The organism is Pseudothauera hydrothermalis, assembly GCF_003345255.1.
GTDB classification, from domain to species: domain Bacteria; phylum Pseudomonadota; class Gammaproteobacteria; order Burkholderiales; family Rhodocyclaceae; genus Pseudothauera; species Pseudothauera hydrothermalis.
Genome location: NZ_CP029331.1, coordinates 2,196,055 through 2,214,336 on the forward strand (window position 1 = coordinate 2,196,055; position 18,282 = coordinate 2,214,336).

At 60.4% G+C, this 18,282-nt stretch carries 20 protein-coding genes and 1 tRNA gene; 4 read left to right on the top strand and 17 right to left on the bottom strand.

Features of this window, described 5'->3' with window-relative positions; translation table 11 throughout:
* Positions 1 to 31: 31 nt before the first annotated feature.
* Positions 32 to 772 (top strand): fumarate/nitrate reduction transcriptional regulator Fnr, encoded by a 741-nt coding sequence (fnr, locus tag DIE29_RS10550; protein ID WP_102042671.1) that lies wholly within the window; start codon positions 32 to 34, stop codon positions 770 to 772.
* Between the two features lie 63 nt (positions 773 to 835).
* Here the strand turns inward: fnr and DIE29_RS10555 are convergent, their stop codons facing one another.
* The 3 genes from DIE29_RS10555 to DIE29_RS10565 are packed head-to-tail and all read right to left on the bottom strand — an operon-like array spanning position 836 to position 2,991.
* Positions 836 to 1,369 (bottom strand): hemerythrin domain-containing protein, encoded by a 534-nt coding sequence (locus tag DIE29_RS10555; protein WP_108080425.1) that lies wholly within the window; start codon positions 1,367 to 1,369, stop codon positions 836 to 838.
* Position 1,370: 1 nt separating this feature from the next.
* Positions 1,371 to 1,766, bottom strand: coding sequence for a SirB2 family protein (locus DIE29_RS10560; protein WP_108080426.1), 396 nt, complete (start codon positions 1,764 to 1,766; stop codon positions 1,371 to 1,373).
* A gap of 4 nt (positions 1,767 to 1,770) precedes the next feature.
* Positions 1,771 to 2,991 (bottom strand): NnrS family protein, encoded by a 1,221-nt coding sequence (locus tag DIE29_RS10565; protein ID WP_114650314.1) that lies wholly within the window; start codon positions 2,989 to 2,991, stop codon positions 1,771 to 1,773.
* 69 nt (positions 2,992 to 3,060) lie between these two features.
* On the opposite strand from DIE29_RS10565, the gene DIE29_RS10570 reads away from it, so the two are divergent.
* Positions 3,061 to 3,747: a Crp/Fnr family transcriptional regulator gene (locus DIE29_RS10570; protein ID WP_114649854.1), complete on the top strand. Its 687-nt coding sequence runs from the start codon at positions 3,061 to 3,063 to the stop codon at positions 3,745 to 3,747.
* A 97-nt stretch (positions 3,748 to 3,844) separates the two neighbouring features.
* Here DIE29_RS10570 and DIE29_RS10575 read toward each other — a convergent pair whose 3' ends face one another.
* A complete protein-coding gene (locus DIE29_RS10575; protein ID WP_114649855.1) occupies positions 3,845 to 5,578 on the bottom strand; it encodes a PHA/PHB synthase family protein in 1,734 nt (577 codons plus the stop codon).
* Positions 5,579 to 5,811: 233 nt separating this feature from the next.
* Between DIE29_RS10575 and DIE29_RS10580 the strand changes: the two genes are divergently transcribed.
* Positions 5,812 to 6,255 (top strand): universal stress protein, encoded by a 444-nt coding sequence (locus DIE29_RS10580; protein WP_102042298.1) that lies wholly within the window; start codon positions 5,812 to 5,814, stop codon positions 6,253 to 6,255.
* Between the two features lie 77 nt (positions 6,256 to 6,332).
* On the opposite strand, the gene DIE29_RS10585 is transcribed toward DIE29_RS10580, so the two are convergent.
* The 13 genes from DIE29_RS10585 to apbC form a co-directional block, all read right to left on the bottom strand.
* On the bottom strand, positions 6,333 to 6,572 hold the full coding sequence (locus DIE29_RS10585; RefSeq protein ID WP_102042299.1) for a hypothetical protein: 240 nt from the start codon (positions 6,570 to 6,572) through the stop codon (positions 6,333 to 6,335).
* Positions 6,573 to 6,602: 30 nt separating this feature from the next.
* A complete protein-coding gene (locus tag DIE29_RS10590; RefSeq protein ID WP_108080430.1) occupies positions 6,603 to 6,752 on the bottom strand; it encodes a DUF3149 domain-containing protein in 150 nt (49 codons plus the stop codon).
* Positions 6,753 to 6,781: 29 nt separating this feature from the next.
* Complete coding sequence (locus DIE29_RS10595; RefSeq protein WP_237269443.1) at positions 6,782 to 7,276, bottom strand: FixH family protein; 495 nt, start codon at positions 7,274 to 7,276, stop codon at positions 6,782 to 6,784.
* A 25-nt stretch (positions 7,277 to 7,301) separates the two neighbouring features.
* Positions 7,302 to 8,729, bottom strand: a complete 1,428-nt coding sequence (gene ccoG / locus DIE29_RS10600) for a cytochrome c oxidase accessory protein CcoG (protein ID WP_114649857.1) — start codon at positions 8,727 to 8,729, stop codon at positions 7,302 to 7,304.
* A gap of 94 nt (positions 8,730 to 8,823) precedes the next feature.
* Positions 8,824 to 9,720, bottom strand: coding sequence for a cytochrome-c oxidase, cbb3-type subunit III (gene ccoP, locus DIE29_RS10605; RefSeq protein WP_114649858.1), 897 nt, complete (start codon positions 9,718 to 9,720; stop codon positions 8,824 to 8,826).
* Positions 9,713 to 9,901 carry a cbb3-type cytochrome oxidase subunit 3 gene (locus tag DIE29_RS10610; RefSeq protein ID WP_102042304.1) on the bottom strand — a complete coding sequence of 63 codons (189 nt, stop codon included), beginning with the start codon at positions 9,899 to 9,901 and terminating at the stop codon, positions 9,713 to 9,715. Before DIE29_RS10610 ends, ccoP begins: the two co-directional genes overlap by 8 nt.
* Before the next feature lie 17 nt (positions 9,902 to 9,918).
* Positions 9,919 to 10,554: a cytochrome-c oxidase, cbb3-type subunit II gene (ccoO, locus tag DIE29_RS10615; RefSeq protein ID WP_102042305.1), complete on the bottom strand. Its 636-nt coding sequence runs from the start codon at positions 10,552 to 10,554 to the stop codon at positions 9,919 to 9,921.
* A gap of 15 nt (positions 10,555 to 10,569) precedes the next feature.
* On the bottom strand, positions 10,570 to 11,994 hold the full coding sequence (gene ccoN / locus DIE29_RS10620; protein ID WP_114649859.1) for a cytochrome-c oxidase, cbb3-type subunit I: 1,425 nt from the start codon (positions 11,992 to 11,994) through the stop codon (positions 10,570 to 10,572).
* 357 nt (positions 11,995 to 12,351) lie between these two features.
* Positions 12,352 to 12,615 (bottom strand): cbb3-type cytochrome oxidase assembly protein CcoS, encoded by a 264-nt coding sequence (gene ccoS, locus DIE29_RS10625; protein ID WP_114649860.1) that lies wholly within the window; start codon positions 12,613 to 12,615, stop codon positions 12,352 to 12,354.
* Between the two features lie 20 nt (positions 12,616 to 12,635).
* Positions 12,636 to 15,113 (bottom strand): heavy metal translocating P-type ATPase, encoded by a 2,478-nt coding sequence (locus DIE29_RS10630; RefSeq protein WP_114649861.1) that lies wholly within the window; start codon positions 15,111 to 15,113, stop codon positions 12,636 to 12,638.
* 170 nt (positions 15,114 to 15,283) lie between these two features.
* Positions 15,284 to 16,051 (bottom strand): 3-hydroxyacyl-CoA dehydrogenase, encoded by a 768-nt coding sequence (locus DIE29_RS10635; RefSeq protein WP_114649862.1) that lies wholly within the window; start codon positions 16,049 to 16,051, stop codon positions 15,284 to 15,286.
* Between the two features lie 172 nt (positions 16,052 to 16,223).
* Positions 16,224 to 16,299, bottom strand: a tRNA-Thr gene (locus DIE29_RS10640).
* Positions 16,300 to 16,421: 122 nt separating this feature from the next.
* Complete coding sequence (gene apbC, locus DIE29_RS10645; RefSeq protein WP_114649863.1) at positions 16,422 to 17,513, bottom strand: iron-sulfur cluster carrier protein ApbC; 1,092 nt, start codon at positions 17,511 to 17,513, stop codon at positions 16,422 to 16,424.
* Between the two features lie 163 nt (positions 17,514 to 17,676).
* Between apbC and DIE29_RS10650 the strand changes: the two genes are divergently transcribed.
* The gene (locus DIE29_RS10650) at positions 17,677 to 18,234 is read left to right on the top strand and encodes an OmpA family protein (protein ID WP_114649864.1); all 558 of its coding nucleotides are present in this window, start codon (positions 17,677 to 17,679) and stop codon (positions 18,232 to 18,234) included.
* Positions 18,235 to 18,282: the final 48 nt, after the last annotated feature.

An 18,282-nucleotide genomic window follows, 5' to 3' on the forward strand; every position in this document is an offset into this window, starting at 1 on the left:
CCGGTGAGAAACGGAGCTGTTTATCTTGCAAATGAAGGCGACCGTGCCGATTTCCGTGGCAAGCCTCAAGGCCGCCTGCTCTCAGTGTAACCTGCAAGAGCTGTGCCTGCCGTTCGGAATGTCGGAAAATGAAATCGACCGCCTGGATGAACTAGTGGGTGCCCGTCGCAAAATCAAGCGTCACCAGCACCTTTATCGTGCTGGCGACCTCTTCGAGGCGATCTACGCGATCCGTGCCGGCTCCTTCAAAACCGACGTGTTGCTGGAAGACGGCCGCGAACAGGTCACCGGTTTCCAAATGACTGGGGAGATTCTCGGCTTAGACGGCATCAGCACCGAGTTCCACACCTGCAACGCCATCGCCCTGGAAGACAGCGAAGTCTGCGTCATCCCCTACGGCAAGCTGGAAGAGCTCTCGCGCGAGGTCGAAGGTCTGCAACACCAGTTCCACAAGGTCATGAGCCGTGAGATCGTGCGCGACCACGGCGTGATGATGCTGCTCGGTTCGATGCGCGCCGAAGAACGCCTGGCGGCCTTTCTACTCAACATGTCGCAGCGTTTTACCGCGCGCGGTTTTTCAGCGGCGGAATTTCACCTGCGCATGACGCGGGAGGAAATAGGCTCTTACCTCGGGCTCAAGCTCGAAACCGTGTCACGCGCCTTCTCGCGTTTTCAGGAAGACGGTCTGGTGGCCGTGCAGCAAAAACACATCCGCATCCTGGACATCGCCGGCCTTAAGAAGTTGCTGCACCATCAACCGGCCGGCGGCTGAAGCGCGGAGCGAGCACCGCGCGACACTGCCATCGGTCAACGCAGTTGGTTTATTCGCACATTCTCAGCCCTGACGCCGGCGTGCGACCATGGTCTTGCTCAAGGCGGCAATGTCCTCGCCAGTCAACAGTTCGCGGGCATAGGGCAACAATTCGCTTTCCTCGCGGGCAATGTGCTGACGGTAGCGGTTGGCGAATGCCTCGACCTGCTCCTCGGCCAGCTCGGCCGCTTTACCCTCTGCAATCGCCGCCAGACGTTCGCGCATGAGTGCCCAGGCAGCGAACATGCGCCGATGGTCGGCAAGGATCCAGTCGATTAGCGCCTGCAGCTGCGCGCGACGCGACGCGTCGACCCGTGCGAGCAGCACCGGAAAGAGATCATCTTCCTCATCCATGTGGTGATTGGCCGCAGCCAGGTCGAAGTAGCGCATGACTGCGCTCGCCGCCTGCTGTGCCTGATCGTCCGCACCATGAGCAGGCAGCCAGGCGGCCAGGCGAGCGAGCGTCTCGAGCTGGCCCTGAAGGCGGCCGTGACAGGCTTCCAGCATCTCGAGCGGGGTTTCGAATCCGGGCGCGACCGGGATCAGTGAATCGCTCATGTCAGTGAGCTCCTAAATAGACCAGAAAACCGGTAGGGCTCTTGAGCAGCGCCACAGACACTATCCACGCATAGACCGTCAGCGCCGCCGCAAATGCGCCCCCCCTGAGCGCCAGGGTGCGCCCGCGCCGCAAGGCCACCGCACCAAGCACGATGTAAGCGAGCAGGCCGAGAACCTTGGCGGTGAGCCAGCCGGCGACGAAAGGGTACTGCCCGATCATCACCGCCATCGCGATGGCCGACAACAACAACAGACTGTCGACCACATGAGGCAGCACCCGGGTGAGACGATGTTCAAGCAGCGCACTGCCGGCAAGCATCCACACGCCACGCAGCGCGAACCCGAGAATGCTCAGCACCACGCAGGTCACATGCAGATGTTTGAGTGCGACATACATGGTCTTATCCCGGCCGCCCGTCGGCCCGCGGCCGCAGGTAGATGGGCAAATAGCGTAGCGCCCAGACCACCAAAATGCTCAGCCAACCGACTACCGCCGCCAGCATCAGTAAGGGAGAAAGCACAGCAGGCGCCACGTCGGCGAGAATGCGCAGCAGCACCACCGCCTGCAGGGCGAGAAACAGCGACCAGGTCAGCCGATCGGCGGCCAGCGGCCGGCCCGAATGCCCCAAGGTGACCCGCGACACCATGCCGAGCCAAATCGAACCAAAAAACCCAAGCCCCAGCGCATGTAGCGGCGCAAGCCCAAGGCCGTGCCAGCCGAATTGGCTAGCCACCGCCTGCGCCGCACAAAGCAGCAAGGCGATGCTCAGCCAGGCGAAACCGATGTGCAACATTCCCAGCAGGCGCACGCGCTGGGCGGCCACCGGTCGCCAGCGAATACCCAGCCACAGCGCAACCAAACCGGCCGGCAGATCGACGACCCAGCGCCAGCCATCGAGTTCGACCATGCCGAGCGCGCCATGGACGAAACTCGCCCCCAGCATCAGCCACAGCGCCCAGCGCGGACGGACGATGACGTAGCCTGGAATGATGTTGCTGGAAAAGAAAGGCACCATGCGGTGGCAGACCGAGAAGAACACCGGCAGCAGGAACCACCACACGCCCGCTTCGATTCCCACGCGCGCCCAGCCTGCCCCACCGCCGAGTGCAAACACCAGCCAGGCGAAGATGCTCAGTCCGCCGCCGGCCACACCCCACCAGGCGGCGCGGGCATGTAAGGGATCGGGCCGGGAACGAAAGGCCACGGTCCATAGCACTGCGGCAAGCCTCATCCAGCCATAGAGCACGATTGCGAGCCCGACGGCCAACAGCGGCCCAAACCATAGCCCGGCAATCGCCGCCGCCCAGCCTAGGGCGAGCAGACGCCAGCTTACCAACCAGCGCGACGCGGCGATTTCACCCATGCCCTGCCAACGCGGCATTGCGGTCATCAGAAAGCCGAAAACAAAAAAGGGGAACGCTCCGCCGACGGTCAGCAGTACATGCGCCCAGCCAGGCGGCAGCACCCAGCCCAAGGATGGTAGGATGGTCGCCCGCGCGGCGATCTCGACCGCCCAGAGAAAAAACACCACTACCAGCATGACTGTCCCCGACAAAAACATGGCTCGGTGGGGTGCAAAGAACAAAGGGTGGCCCGCGGCGAGCGGCGAAGAAACTGCCATGCCCATTTACCTCAACCTCTCCGCACCATCTTGGGGCGGCTTAAAATAAGAGAAAAACGGAGTCGCCCCATGCCCATCGCTTCTCGAGACATCCCCGATCTGCTGCGGCAAGTGCCGCTGTTTGGCGAACTGTCCGAGGCGGACATCGATCGTGTGTCCCGCTATACCCGCGAAAAGCGCTTGGCAAAAGGCGAGCTGCTTTTCCAGCGGGGCGACCCGGCGCATGGCTTTTACTTCGTTGTCACAGGACAAGTGAAGCTGGCCTTCTCTTCGGCGCAAGGCAACGAGAAGGTAGTCGAAGTCATCGGTCCGCGGCAAAGCTTTGGCGAAGCGGTGATGTTCATGAACCGCCCCTATCCGGTGTTTGCCGAAGCACTGGTCGATTCCCAGCTTTTGCACATCGGCCAAAACGTCGTATCCGAACTGATCGATCAAGATTCATCCTTCGCGCGCAAGCTGCTCGCCGGCCTGGCCATCCGCCTGCACAGTATGGTGCGCGACGTGGAAACCTATTCGCTGCGCTCCAGCACCCAGCGGGTCATCGGCTATCTGTTGCAACAGTCGGACCAATCCGGCGAGGACGGGCGGGAATTTGACCTGACCGTCAGCAAGCAGGTCATTGCCTCGCGCCTGAACCTCACTCCGGAGACGCTTTCGCGCATCTTCCACGATCTTTCCGAAGCCGGTTTGGTCACCGTGCGCGGCAAGCACATCACCTTACACGATCCGGTCCGGCTGGCCCGCTATCAGAACTGAGAACGCGCCTCGCACCAGGCCGGCTGTCGAAAGCGATTTTCCATGGCCGCGGCGTGGCGGCCTTGATGGCAATCAAGTCGAAGCGGTCGGCGTCGATTCAGCGTTCGAGCACGTAAGTGCCGGGTGCGGGGGCCAGCGCTGGCATATCGTCATTGGCTGCGGGGCGAGCCTCGACCAGCGCACCGCAGCGTGGTTTGAGCCACGCCATCCAATCTTCCCACCAACTACCAACATGCTCGTCAGCACGCGCCTGCCAAATTTCCGACGTTTCGCCGCGCTTTGCATCGGCCACCCAATACTTACGTTTGGGCGGAGTAACCGGCGGATTGACAATACCGAGAATATGCCCGGAACTCGATAGCACGAAACGCTTATCCCCGCTGACATGGTGAACGATCTTGTAAGCTTCGCGCCATGGCGCAATGTGGTCGTCTTCGGCCGCCACCGCATATAAAGGCTGGACGATGCGCCCCAGATCCAGCCGCTCCCCGGCCACCTGCAGTGCATCGGCCTGCACCAGACGGTTGTGCAGGTAGAGTTCCTCCAGATACCAGGCGTGCATGCGCGCCGGCATGCGGGTAGTGTCCATGTTCCAGTAGAGCACATCGAACGGCGGCGGGGTCTCGCCATACAACCAACCATGCACCACGTAATGCCAGATCAGGCTGTTCGAACGTAGCAGCCTGAAGGATGCGGCCATTTCCTTGCCATCCAGATAGCCTTTGCGCCACATATTTTGGGTGAGATAGCGCACACTGGCCTGGTCGATGAATACCTCGATATCGCCCGGGCTCTGGAAGTCGACCAGCGTGGTAAACAAGGTCCAGTCGCGCACCGGCAATGCTTCGGCCGGATAGCGCCGGTTAGCCCAGGCCATATACATGCTCAACGCAGTACCGCCAATGCAATAGCCCACTGCATGCACGCATGCAGCCCCGGTAAAGCGGCGTGCTGCCTCCACCGCCGCATGGACACCGTGTTCCAGATAATCGTCAAAGCCGACTTCGCGCATCGACGCATCCGGGTTCTTCCAACTGGTGATGAACACATCCAAGCCCTGGTCCAGCAGGTAGCGGACCATACTCTTGCGCGGCACCAGGTCGAGGATATAGAACTTGTTGATCCACGGCGTGACGATCACCACCGGTTCGGCGTGAACTTTGGATTGCGTGGGTGCATAGTGGATGAGCTCCAGCAGAGCGTTACGAAACACCACCGCGCCGGGGGTCGTGGCCAGATTCACGCCAACGGTGAAATCCTCGGGCGAGGTCATGCGCACACTGCCGGCCTGCAAGTCACCCAAGAAATTCTGAAAACCTTTTACCAGGCTCTCGCCGTGGCTTTCCACCGCCTTGCGCAAGGCCACCGGATTGGTCCAAAGAAAATTGGTCGGTGCCACGGCATTGAGCCACTTGCGCCACCAGAAAGCCGCCCGCCTGCGCTCCTTGGCGGACAACCCCGGCGTTTCGTAAAGCATGTTCTGCAAATGGTGAGTGAACGCCAGATACCACTCCTTGACCAGATCCCAGCTCGGCGATTCGGTCCATACCGGGTCGATGAAGCGCGCATCGTCGGCATGCGGCTGAATGGGATCTTCGCTCGGCATTCCCAAGGCGCGTCTCCAGGTATGGATCTGCAAACGCCAAAGGTCGCTGGATAAACGTGCGAGATGCTCAGCCAATTCCTGCGGATGGGACAACCAAGCCAGTTGCGCGTGGACGATGGGCGCGGCCACTCCCAACGGATCGATGCTGCCTTCCACGGTATCGTGTAACTGTTGGATGGTGCGGCGCAGCCCCCTAGGCGGGAGCGCTTTTGAAGAACGGCTCATGGTCACATCTCCAGTCGGTTGTGAGCTGGCTTGTGACATGGATTTAACCACGCCGGCTGCCACGCCCGATGATATTTTCTTTGCGCCGCTGCGCACTGGGCCCAAGCGTCGTGTCATGAACGACCCATCGCAACACCGTTGACGCCGATCAAGCACGTGTGCGCCCACCTGCTGGCTATAATCAAACCAGCCTACGTCAGCTTGTCACCCTCTTCATCATAAGGATGCACGCCATGTTCAAACATCTACTCGTACCCACCGACGGCTCTCCGCTATCCGACAGCACGGTTGCACGTGCAGTCTCTTTTGCACGCGAGGCAGGCGCACGGATCACCTTTTTTTACGCTCAACCGGATTTCCCCATGCCGATCTACGGCGAAGGCGCACTGATCGACCCTACTACGCCGGAGCAATTTGCAAAGTCGGCTGCCGAAGAAGCCAAACGGATTCTCGATAAGGCAAAAAGCGTTGCCGATGCCGCAGGTGTTTTTGCCGATACCGACACCACGGTAAACGAAGTGCCCTATGAAGCGATCATCGACGCCGCAGACCGTCATGGTTGCGACTTAATCTTCATGGCGTCCCATGGCCGGCGCGGCCTAGCCAGCTTGCTGCTGGGCAGTGAAACGCAAAAAGTGTTGACGCACAGCAAGACACCGGTGCTGGTCTATCGCTAGGGTACTGATCGCAAAAAAACTAAAAACCAACACGGACCTGGCCATCGGTATCCGTGTTGGTTTGCCCCGGCGATTATTCAGTGAGGCGGGCGGTTTAACTCTTCAGCAGGCCGCTGCAAAAACATCGTCGTCAGGCTCGACGCTGCGCAAACCAGCCAAAAGCCGAAGAAACCAATGGAGTACGTGGCAAGCGCGGACAAATGCACCGGCTCCCCAAACCAGTAGAGCTCCTGCGGAGAAATCACGGTAAAGAAGACCACCTCTGCAATACCGGCCACCAGGAAAGATGGCCACAGCACCAGTATCCATTTCAACATGGCAAGCCTCCTTTACCGGCCAGAATCGACTCAGCGCTGATTGGCTTCCGCGCGCTTGGCGTCTTCAGCCATATGGCGCTTCACAAAACGATAGATGTATGCGCCCATGACCACAACGAAACCGATGGTAAACAGGCTCAGCAGCCCGATATCGGTGGTAAACAGTTCATTCAAGGCCATACGACTTCTCCTTCTACAGTTGACGGGACTTAAGAACCGGATGGATCGATCCTGATTTCCGTCTCTGTTGGGAGATAGGCGGCCCCGTTCATTCTCCAGCTGCGGGACTCATCTTCTAGTTGAAACAGCCAACGCCCTGCGTGCAGGGGCGCAATGACGCCGGTAAACACACCGGCATGCCGACGCAAAACCAGTTCCTGGTCCATACCGCCGCGGGTCGGGTGGGCAATGGTCAGTCGTATCGCATCTGGCACACTGGCCGGATCGGTCGCGGCCAGCTTGACCGTCAGCGAATCGTCGCGGATTGACAAGCCGGCGCTAAGCCCCAGCTTGCCCGCGAGAGCAAGCCGATCGATGGTCATGACGATTGCACGACCTTCCTTGTAATAATCATCGACCACCAGACCATCCCAGGTTTTGATCGAAATCATCAGAAAGATGATTCCGGCCACGATGGACGTGCCGGGGATAGCCAAAATGAACCAAGGCCAAAATTGCTTGTACCAGGGTTCAGGCTTACTCATCGGCGAGCTAGCAGTATTCATCTGATCAACGAGGAAACAGGAAAGTGGTCTCTTCACGCGTTGCCACCGACGGGTCATCCGTGGCTTCGACCTCGACATAAATCGTGTTGGCACCCGGCCGTCCTGCGTTCGCCGGCGCAACCACTTGCAGTGTTACTGAATGGGTGGCGGCAGCCGGAACCTCTACACGGGTCTCCCCGCGAATTTGAATCCCCTCCAAGCCGCTCACCTGCAGCACGAAACTGCGCGGCGCCTCGGTCATGTTCATCACCTGCAAGCGATAAACGTTTTGGATGCTGCCATCGGCCAGTTCAGTGGCCAGCGATGCACGGTCGCGGATGACATCCACCCGCAAGGTCGACCGGGTTGCCAAGCCCCAGGCCAGCGCCACACACAGCGACGCCAGGATGGTGCCGTAGATGAGCGTTCGCGGCCGCAATACATGGGCGAGGATCTCACGCATCCCCCAGTGCTTCTTCATTGCATTCTCGGTGGAGTAGCGAATCAGCCCGCGCGGGTACTGCATTTTGTCCATCACCTGATCACAGGCGTCAATACAGGCGGCACAGCCGATGCACTCGTACTGCAGGCCATTGCGGATATCGATACCGGTCGGACATACCTGGACGCAAATGCCGCAATCGATACAGTCGCCCTTGCCCGCTGCCTTGTGATCCGTACCTTTTTTGCGCGGGCCACGCGGCTCGCCGCGCGCTTCATCATAGGTGATGATCAGGGTGTCCGGATCGAACATCACGCCCTGGAAGCGCGCGTAGGGGCACATGTATTTACACACCTGTTCGCGCAAATGACCGGCAAAAAGGTAAGTGAATGCGCCGTAGAAAAGAATCCAGAATAGCTCCCAAGGGCCGAAGCTGAAAGTCGCGGCCGACTGCAAAAGTTCGTCGATGGGAGAGAAATACGCCACAAAAGTGAAACCGGTCCACAGTGCAACCAGCGCCCAGGTCGCATACTTCGCTCCACGCAGCGCAAACTTGCGCGCATTGAGCGGCGCTTTGTCAAGCTTGATGCGGGCGTTGCGATCGCCTTCGATCTTTTCTTCGATCCACATGAAGATTTCGGTGTAGACCGTTTGCGGACAGGCATAGCCGCACCACAGGCGTCCGGCGATTGCAGTGAAGAAAAATAGCGCGTAAGCAGAGATGATCAGCAAGATGGCAAGATAAAACACATCCTGCGGCCAAAACACCCAACCGAACACATAAAACTTGCGCTCGGTCAGGTGAAACAGCACCGCCTGGCGATCATTCCATTCCAACCATGGCAGGCCATAAAAGATCAACTGGGTGAACCACACCAACACCCATCGCCAAGTTGCGAAGGTGCCGGTGGTGGACCGCACCTGGAGCTTCTTGCGTGCGGCATAGAAGGAGTTTTGGTCTTGCGGCGCCGGTGCGCCGGCAGATTGAGGCTGGGGGGCAGTGCTGTTCATGATCGCTTTATTAGTGGATTCTTATTGTTTTGTTTCGAAATATCCCCGGGGACGCTCCCCCGGGGATGAGTACCACCGCTTGGCGCCGGGGCGCTTATTTGCCCTTGCTCAAGCTCAAAACGTAGGCTGCAAGCAGATGCACTTTGGCTTCGCCGAGGAACTCGCCAAAGGCCGGCATCTGGTTTTGACGGCCGTTGGTGATGGTCTCGATGATGGTGGCCTCGGAGGAACCATACAACCAGGAGTCGTTGGTCAAATTCGGCGCACCCAGCATCGGGTTGCCGGTACCATCGGCCTGATGGCAGGCCACACACTGCTGGTCGAACAGTTCTTTACCGCGCTGGGCACGCAGCGAATCATGCGCCAAACCAGAGAGCGAACGCACATAATTGGCGACATCTTTGACGCCCTCTGCCCCCAGCGCCGGCCCGAACGGCGGCATGACGCCCATGCGCCCACCCATGATGGTGGTTTTGATGGTCTCCGGCTCTCCGCCCCAGTTCCACTCGGCATCGGTCAGATTGGGAAAGCCCTTGGCGCCGGTTGCCGCGGAGCCGTGGCACTGCGCGCAATAGGTCAGGAACATGCGCTGCCCCATGGCGTTGGCCTCCGGGTTGGCCGCCACCGCCAACAGGTCTTGCTTCAAGTATTGGTTGAAGATCGGGCCATAGCGCTCTTCCGCCTTGGCCATCTCAGCCTCGTACTGTCCGACCGAGCTCCACTTGTAAAGACCTTGCTTGTTGCCAAAACCCGGATAGATGGCCAGATACACCAGCGAAAAGATGATGGTGATCCAGAACAGGTACAACCACCACTTGGGCAAGGGGTTGTTGTATTCCGCCAGGGTTTCGTCCCACACGTGACCGTGCAGTTCGACCTTTTCCGGCCGCTTGGTCATGTTCGAGACCAGAATGAACACACAGAACAGCAGGCTCAGGGCCACCAGGCCCATCACATACACGTTCCAGAAACCGCTAACAAAGTCAGCCATTTGCTTTTCCTTCCTTTCCGTGCCGATCGGAGCCGACCGGCGGATCGTCATCGGTCAGAGGCATTCGCGCCGCTTCATCGAAACCGCTCTTGGCGTGCTTGCTATACGCCCAGGCACAGATGCCCAGAAAGCAGAGAAAGCCCAAAACGGTGACAATGCTTCTCAAGTCATTCAAATCCACGGCGCGTCCTCAACCTCTTACCTTACGTTCTGCAGCGCGGTACCCAAGCCCTGGAGATAGGCGATCACCGCATCGAGCTCGGTCAACCCTTCCACCGCGGCCGGTGCAGCGGCAATTTCCTCCTCGCTGTACTTATGCAGACCGACCTTGTTGAGCGCGCGCATCTTGGCCTGAATGTCATCGACCTTGGCGGGACGGTCCAGCCAGTAGTAAGCCGGCATATTGGATTCCGGCACCACGTCACGCGGATTGAGCAGGTGGACTCGGTGCCATTCGTCGGAATAGCGTCCGCCGACTCGTGCCAAGTCCGGGCCGGTGCGCTTGGAACCCCACTGGAATGGATGGTCGTAGATGAACTCACCGGCCACCGAGTAGTGACCATAGCGCTCGGTTTCCGCGCGGAACGGACGAATCATCTGCGAATGGCAGTTATAGCAGCCCTCACGGATGTAGATGTCGCGACCGACCAGACGAACCGGGTCATAGGGTTTGACGTCGAGCGCGTTACCTTTCTGGTCGATTGCCTGGGTGGTCGACTTTTGGAAGAACAACGGAACGATCTCGACCAAACCGCCCACGCTGACGGTCAGCAGCGTAAGAACGATCATCAGGAATACGCTGCGCTCGATTTTGTCGTGCTTAGATTGAGCCATGTTGAATATCTCCGATTAGGCGTGAGCGGCAGCGGGAGCCACGACCGGCGCGTCGTACGCCTTCTCGCCCGCGATGGTCTTCACCATGTTGTAGAACATGATGAGCATGCCGGAGAGGAACAGGATGCCGCCCACCAGACGGATGGTCCAGAACGGATAGCTCGCTTTGACGCTTTCGACGAAAGAGTAGGTCAGCGTGCCGTCCGGGTTGGTGGCGCGCCACATCAAGCCCTGCATCACGCCGGCAATCCACATCGAGGCGATGTAGAGCACCACGCCAATGGTGGCCACCCAGAAATGGGTGTTGACCAGCTTGACGCTGTACATCTCGGTTTTGCCGTACAAGCGCGGCAGCAGGAAATAGATGGAGCCGATCGACACCATGGCCACCCAACCGAGCGCGCCAGAATGCACGTGACCCACGGTCCAGTCGGTGTAGTGCGACAGCGCATTGACCGTCTTCACCGACATCATCGGACCTTCGAAGGTCGACATGCCATAGAACGACAGCGAGGTGATCAGGAACTTCAGGATCGGGTCGGTGCGCAGTTTGTGCCAGGCGCCCGACAGGGTCATGATGCCGTTGATCATGCCACCCCACGAGGGTGCCAGCAGAATCAGCGAAAACAGCATGCCCAAGGACTGGGTCCAGTCAGGCAGCGCGGTATAGTGCAGATGGTGCGGGCCCGCCCACATGTAGGTGAAGATCAAGGCCCAGAAGTGCACCACCGACAGGCGGTAGGAATAGACCGGGCGGTCTGCCTGCTTGGGCACGAAGTAATACATCATGCCCAAAAAGCCTGCGGTGAGGAAAAAGCCCACCGCGTTGTGGCCGTACCACCATTGCACCATCGCGTCCTGAACACCGGCATAGGCGGAATAGGACTTGGTCAGGCTGACCGGAATGGCCGCGCTATTGACGATGTGCAGCAGTGCCACGGCGATGATGAAGGCGCCGAAGAACCAGTTGGCCACATAAATGTGGGAGACCTTGCGCTTGGCGATGGTACCGAAGAACACCACTGCGTAAGACACCCAGACCACTGCGATCAGCAGATCGATGGGCCACTCCAGCTCGGCGTACTCCTTGCCCGAGGTGAACCCCAGCGGCAGGGTGATGGCCGCAAGCACGATGATGAGTTGCCAACCCCAGAACGTAAACGCCGCAAGTCCAGGTGCGAACAGCGGGGTATGACAGGTCCGCTGCACGACATAGTAAGACGTGGCAAACAGCGCGCAGCCGCCGAACGCAAAGATCACCGCATTGGTATGCAGCGGGCGGAGGCGGCCGTATCCCAGCCATTCATGAACGCTCAGTTCAGGCCACACGAGCTGTGCTGCGACGATGACGCCGACCAGCATGCCCACGATGCCCCACACCACCGTCATGATGGCGAACTGGCGCACGACTTTGTAGTTATAAGTCGCTTGCGATTGCATGTGAGTCACCTCTTTGATTGAAAACCCCTTGTAGATCCCTCCGATTTCGCGGCAGCACCTCCGGAAATCGACCGGAGAAGGATACGCCGCGACCGGATCCTGAATTTGACGCAGATCAACATTGTATTGCAGCGCGATAAGCCGGAAAAGCGCGCCGGACCACGCATCCGGCCGAGCACACGGTGTTTGCGGCGAAAAAAAAGGGTGCGCATTGAACGCACCCCCAACCCCAACAGAGAGACAAAATCGGCGTTTGACCGGCACTCCATGTCTGCGGCTCACCGGCAAAAACCATGTTCAAAGTGTGCCTTAGTGGATCGGTGCTGCGTTGACGTAAATCAAATAAAACCGCTTTCGTCATGTCGTCTTTTTGGATTCCAGACCGCTTTGCCCGCCGTCCGCATCTTCCCCGTCCAAACCTATGTTCATTGACCCTGCCACTTCAGCGCCGTCCTTGGCCACCGGCGGATCGCGATCGTCCATGAGCAGCCGATAAGCCGGTCCTTCCAGGTCGTCGAACTGGCCCGAGCGCACTGACCACCAGAAAATCGCGCCGATGACAAAAACCAGCACCACCGAAAGCGGGATGAGAATGTAAAGACTGCCGAGCAAACCGTCCATCGAGACCCCGCCTCAAGACTTCAAGTCGAGCGCCGGTCGCCTTGCAGGCGCAGCGCATTGAGCACCACCAACAAAGAGCTGGCTGCCATGCCGATACCGGCCATCCAGGGGGTGATCAGTCCAAGCATGGCCAAAGGTACCGAGGTAAAGTTGTAGCAGAAAGACCACCACAAATTCTGCCGCACCACCGCCAGCGTACGGCGTGACAACGCGACAGCGCGTAACAAACCGGCCAGACTCTCGGACAACAGCACCACATCGGCCTGATTGCGTGCCAGATCGGTCCCCCCGCCCATGGCGATCGACACATGCGCCTGCGCCAGCACCGGCGCATCGTTGACGCCATCGCCCAGCATCGCGACCACGACACCCGGGTCTTGCTGACGACGCGCCACCCAGGCCTGCTTGTCCTGCGGAGTCATCGCGGCATGCGCTTGCGTGGCCCCAACCCGTTGCGCAACCGCCTGCACAGCGGCCGGTGAATCGCCAGACAGAATGACCGTCGGAATGCGCTCGCGAGCCAAACGAGCAAAAAGTTCGGGTGCGTCTTCGCGCACCGAGTCGGCCAACCGGAATAGCGCGATCCAGCCGCTCTGGCCGCCCAATGCCACCACCGTGGCGCCATCGGTCTCCAACTGTACCATCTCCGCCGGCAGCGGCTGTGCCGCCAGCTCGGCCACGAACGCCGGACGGCCGATGCGTAGCAGCCTCCCCTCGACACGCCCTTCCACGCCCTGCCCGGTCACCGCACGCAAAGCCTGGACGACCGGCAGATTCAGCCCCTCGGCCGCAAGCCGCACGCCGGCGGCAATGGCATGCTCGGACGCCTGTTCCAGCGCGCCCGCCAGCGCGCGCGCGCGAATCTCGTCACCACCGTCAAACACGACCACGCGATCGACCTGCATACGTCCGTGGGTCAAGGTGCCGGTTTTGTCGAACACGAAGCAATTGGCGCCCGCCAGTGCCTCAATGGCATGCCCGCGGGTGATCAACACCCCCATGCGCGCCAAGGTGTCGGTGGCCACGGTCAGCGCAGTCGGCGTAGCCAGCGACAATGCACACGGACAAGCCACTACCAGCACCGAGACGAACACCCACAAGGCACGCTCGGCATCGATGAATTGCCAAGCGATATAAGTCGCCGCAGCCAATAGCAGCAAGGCAATGATGAACACCCGCGCCACCCGGTCGGACTGGGTGGCAATGCGCGGCTTCTCGGCTGCGGCACGCTCCATCAACTGGCGGATGGCCGCCAGCCGGGTCGAATCGCCAACCTTTTGCACCTCAACCACCAGCGGGCTGGCAACGTTGATGCTGCCGCCGGTCACCTCTGCACCGGCCACCTTCGGCACCGGACGGCTCTCCCCGGTGAGCAAGGATTCATTGGCCTCACTTTTGCCTTCGATGACCACGCCATCGGCTGGAATCACCTCGCCGGGACGCACCCGCACCCGATCGCCAGGGGTAAGTTGCGACACCGGCACTTTCTCGGTCTGACCGTCGGCGGCGATCCGTTCGGCAAAAGCCGGCAGCACCTTGCCAAGCTCTTCGACACCACGTACCGCCTTCTGGCGTGCCAGCATTTCCAGATAGCGCCCGCACAGCAGGAAGAACACGAACATGGTCACCGAATCGAAATACACCTCGGGACCCTGCACCAACGTCGCCCACACACTGGCGGCAAATGCGCTGCCAACCCCGAGCGCCACCGGAACATCCATCCCCAGCCGACGCAGGCGCAGATCACGCAAGGCACGCTGGAAAAAAGGCGCCGCGGAATAAAACACCACCGGCAAAGTCAGCACCAGGCTCGCCCAGCGCATCAACTGCTCGATATCGGCGGTCATACTGCCATCGGCAGCCATATAGGCCGGGATGGCATACATCATCACCTGCATCATGCCAAAGCCGGCCACGAAGACCCGCCACAACATCGAGCGGCGCTCGCGGTGGGCGACTTGCTCGGAGCGCTCGGCGTCATACGGATAGGCGCGGTAGCCGATCGCTTGCACTGCAGCGAGAATCTCGGAGAGCTTGATTTCGCGCTCGTCCCAACGCACCCGCGCGCGCCGAGTGGCGTAATTGATGTCGACGCCGCGCACCCCGGGCTGGCGCGCTACGTGCTGCTCGTTGAGCCACACGCAGGCCGCACAAGTAATGCCTTCCAGAATCAGCGTAGCCTCCCTTTCGTGCTCGCCCACCGGACGCACAAAACTTTTCTGGAAATCCGGATGATCGAACAGCCCGAGCTCCTGCAGCGCCTGCGGCATCGCCTCACGGCGCGACTCGGGCATCGCATCACGGTGGCGGTAGTACTCGGTGAGCTGGTTGTCGACGATGGACTGCGCCACCGCCTGGCAACCCATGCAGCACATGCGCCGAGCACGGCCTTCGATCTGCACGTAATAGCGGGTTTCGGGCGGGATGGGCAGCCCGCAGTGGTAGCACTCGGCGTCCTCGACGACGGCGGGCGAAGCGATATCGCTGACAGTGTTCATTGACCAGGAACGAGACACCCGCACCGTTCCTCTTGAAAGACCCGGTCGGGAAAATGGGGAAGCGCACTTTTAGCACATTTCCTACCCCTGACCAATGCAGCGCAGCAAAGGTTTCAGGCGCGTTCAAACGGCCGGTGCTGCGCCGCCCCGGCCGCTGACCGGCAAACGCCTTACTTGGCCGCCATGCGGATGGCGCCATCCAGGCGAATCACCTCGCCATTGAGATAGCTGTTTTCGATGATGTGCCGTACCAAGGCGGCAAACTCAGCCGGCTTGCCCAGCCGCGCGGGGAAGGGAACCATCTTACCGAGCGACGCCTGCACCTCCTGCGGCATGCCCATCAGCATCGGGGTCTCCATGATCCCCGGAGCGATGGTCATCACCCGAATGCCATAGCGCGACAGCTCGCGCGCCACCGGCAGGGTCAGGCCGACAATGCCAGCCTTGGAGGCCGCATAGGCCGCTTGGCCGATCTGACCGTCGAAAGCCGCCACCGAGGCGGTGCTGACGATCACCCCGCGCTCACCCCCTTCATCGGCCTCGCCTTTGCTCATCGCCTCGGCAGCAAGGCGCATCATGTTGAAACTGCCCACCAGGTTGATTTGGATAGTGCGCGCAAAAGAATCCAAGCGATGCGCGCCCTCGCGCCCGACTACCTTCTCGGCCGGCGCCACGCCCGCACAATTGACCAGTCCATGCAAACCGCCAAAGCCACTGACCGCACGCTCGATCGCCGCCTTGGCGCTGACCTCGTCGGTCACGTCGGTTTTCACGAAGGCCGCTGCAGCGCCCAAAGCTGCCGCCACCTGCTCGCCGGCTTCTGCGTTGATATCGGCCAACACCACCTTGGCGCCGGCATCGACCAGCATCCGCGCGGTGGCCGCACCCAAACCGGAACCGCCGCCGGTGACCACGAACACTTTGTTGTCAATCCTCATTGCCTTTTCTCCTGCGTTCGGATGTGTGAATCGGAATCGGATACAGCGCGGACAGTAGTGTACGTTGACGTAAACGTCAAATCGAGTGCAGTCCCACACATCCAATGTTTTGTGTCTTGCTGCGGGCCAAAAGCAAAAAGGACAGCCTGTATGGGCTGTCCTTTTTGATGTCTGGTGCCGGCAATAGGAGTCGAACCTACGACCTTCGCATTACGAATGCGCTGCTCTACCAACTGAGCTATGCCGGCAAAGTCCGCGGACTATAGCGGAAAGCTGGGCAATCTTCAATCACCGCGGCAGGCGCGCACCCATGGCCCGATCGAGCATTGCAAGGCAAGCGCAAGTGCGATTGAGATGACCGCAACAGAACTCAAGTATTTTGCACCACGATGTTGGGGAATTTGTGGGTCATGTCTTTGGCTTTCTCGGCCACCCGCAGCGCCACTTTGCGGGCGATCTCACGGTAAATCGCGGCGATCCGCCCATCCGGGGCGGCCACCACGGTGGGGGTGCCGCCGTCGGCCTCTTGGCGTATTTGCAGATCCAGCGGCAGCGCGCCAAGGAAAGGGATGTTGTAATCCGCGCACAGCTTTTGCCCGCCGCCGGTGCCGAAAATGTGCTCCTCGTGGCCGCACTTGGAACAGATGTGGATGCTCATGTTCTCCACCACGCCGACCACCGGCACGCCGACCTTTTCGAACATCTTGATGCCCTTGCGCGCATCGAGCAGTGCAATATCCTGCGGCGTGGTCACGATCACTGCACCGGTCACCGGTACCTGCTGCGACAGGGTGAGCTGGATGTCACCAGTGCCTGGCGGCATGTCGATGACCAAATAATCCAGATCCTTCCAGTTGGTATCCTTGAGCAACTGATTGAGCGCCTGAGTGGCCATCGGCCCGCGCCACACCATTGGCGTATCCGGGTCTACCAGGAAGCCGATGGACATGGCCTGGATGCCATGCGCCTGCAACGGTTCCATATGTTTGCCGTCCAGCGACTGGGGACGCTCGTGACCGATGCCCAGCATCTGCGGCTGCGACGGACCATAGATGTCCGCATCCAAAATCCCAACCTGCGCGCCTTCGGCAGCCAGGGCCAGCGCCAGATTCACCGCGGTGGTGCTCTTACCCACGCCGCCCTTGCCGGAGGCCACGGCAATGATGTTCTTCACTCCGGGTAGCAGCTTCACGCCATGCTGAACCGCGTGCGCCACGATCTTGCTACAGACCTCCACCTCGACCGCGGTGACACCCGGCAACGCCGTCACCGCATCGGTGACCCGTTTGCGGATCAGATCGATCTGGCTGCGCGCCGGATAGCCAAGTTCCACATTGAAACGCACCTTGCCACCATCGACCGTCAGGTTGCGGATACAGCGGCTGCTGACGAAGTCCTTGCCGGTATTCGGATCGAGCACCGATTTCAGTGCCTCGTTGACATTCTCGACGCTCACGCTCATGGGTTCAGTCCTCTGATTCTGAGTAAGTCCGCCTCGGGCGGGTTGGCAGCGCAAAATGATACCGGAGCGCCAGCGCGCGCTCACCCTCGTAGGGGACGGGGTTTTATCGCTTCGGGGCGAAACGGGTAAGATCGCTGCCCATCCGTTACTCATCTCCCCCTCGATGCACAACGTTCGTTTGCTGATCCCCTTGTTTGCCAGCTTAGCCCTGCTTGCCGGCTGCGCCACGCCCAGCCGTCCCGTGGTCACAGCGGCCATAGGCGAAGCGCCGCGGGCCCAGCCGGCCATCGACTGGCCGGCGGTGCGCGCCACGCTTGCAGCGAACCTTGGCGCGCTGCCAGGCACCGCGGTTCAGGTGCGGGCCGATGGCAGTTTGCTGGTACGCATTCCGGCGGCCGAAGGCTTCGCGCCCAATCAGACCGAACCCCGTCCGATGCTGGCGTCCACGCTGCTCGGCCTGATTCCGGTGCTACAGGCCGAGCAGCTGACCGCGATACAGGTGATCGGACACACCGACAGCATGGGTAGCGAACTCCATAACCTCAGCCTATCGATTGCCCGCGCGGAAGCGGTCGTCGAGTTCCTCCGCCGTCAGGGGATTGCCCTGCTCAGACTATCGGCTGACGGCCGTGGCGAGAGCGAACCGATCGCCGATAACGACAGCCCCGCCGGCCGAGCGGCCAACCGAAGGATCGAACTCATCCTGCGCCCGCTTTACTAAACGCGACCGGCGGCAGCGGCTGTGCCAACGCCGAGGCGGCTGCCGTCA

Bases quoted from the DNA above. Each gene is read 5' to 3' on its own strand.
- fnr (WP_102042671.1), top strand. From the start codon at position 32: ATGAAGGCGACCGTGCCGATTTCCGTGGCAAGCCTCAAGGCCGCCTGC.
- DIE29_RS10560 (WP_108080426.1), bottom strand. From the start codon at position 1,766: ATGTATGTCGCACTCAAACATCTGCATGTGACCTGCGTGGTGCTGAGC.
- DIE29_RS10565 (WP_114650314.1), bottom strand. From the start codon at position 2,991: ATGGCAGTTTCTTCGCCGCTCGCCGCGGGCCACCCTTTGTTCTTTGCA.
- apbC (WP_114649863.1), bottom strand. From the start codon at position 17,513: ATGAGCGTGAGCGTCGAGAATGTCAACGAGGCACTGAAATCGGTGCTC.
- DIE29_RS10585 (WP_102042299.1), bottom strand. From the start codon at position 6,572: ATGTTGAAATGGATACTGGTGCTGTGGCCATCTTTCCTGGTGGCCGGT.
- DIE29_RS10555 (WP_108080425.1), bottom strand. From the start codon at position 1,369: ATGAGCGATTCACTGATCCCGGTCGCGCCCGGATTCGAAACCCCGCTC.
- ccoS (WP_114649860.1), bottom strand. From the start codon at position 12,615: ATGGACGGTTTGCTCGGCAGTCTTTACATTCTCATCCCGCTTTCGGTG.
- ccoN (WP_114649859.1), bottom strand. From the start codon at position 11,994: ATGCAATCGCAAGCGACTTATAACTACAAAGTCGTGCGCCAGTTCGCC.
- DIE29_RS10650 (WP_114649864.1), top strand. From the start codon at position 17,677: ATGCACAACGTTCGTTTGCTGATCCCCTTGTTTGCCAGCTTAGCCCTG.
- DIE29_RS10630 (WP_114649861.1), bottom strand. From the start codon at position 15,113: ATGAACACTGTCAGCGATATCGCTTCGCCCGCCGTCGTCGAGGACGCC.
- DIE29_RS10570 (WP_114649854.1), top strand. From the start codon at position 3,061: ATGCCCATCGCTTCTCGAGACATCCCCGATCTGCTGCGGCAAGTGCCG.
- DIE29_RS10590 (WP_108080430.1), bottom strand. From the start codon at position 6,752: ATGGCCTTGAATGAACTGTTTACCACCGATATCGGGCTGCTGAGCCTG.
- DIE29_RS10580 (WP_102042298.1), top strand. From the start codon at position 5,812: ATGTTCAAACATCTACTCGTACCCACCGACGGCTCTCCGCTATCCGAC.
- DIE29_RS10595 (WP_237269443.1), bottom strand. From the start codon at position 7,276: ATGAGTAAGCCTGAACCCTGGTACAAGCAATTTTGGCCTTGGTTCATT.
- DIE29_RS10575 (WP_114649855.1), bottom strand. From the start codon at position 5,578: ATGAGCCGTTCTTCAAAAGCGCTCCCGCCTAGGGGGCTGCGCCGCACC.
- ccoG (WP_114649857.1), bottom strand. From the start codon at position 8,729: ATGAACAGCACTGCCCCCCAGCCTCAATCTGCCGGCGCACCGGCGCCG.
- ccoP (WP_114649858.1), bottom strand. From the start codon at position 9,720: ATGGCTGACTTTGTTAGCGGTTTCTGGAACGTGTATGTGATGGGCCTG.
- DIE29_RS10635 (WP_114649862.1), bottom strand. From the start codon at position 16,051: ATGAGGATTGACAACAAAGTGTTCGTGGTCACCGGCGGCGGTTCCGGT.
- ccoO (WP_102042305.1), bottom strand. From the start codon at position 10,554: ATGGCTCAATCTAAGCACGACAAAATCGAGCGCAGCGTATTCCTGATG.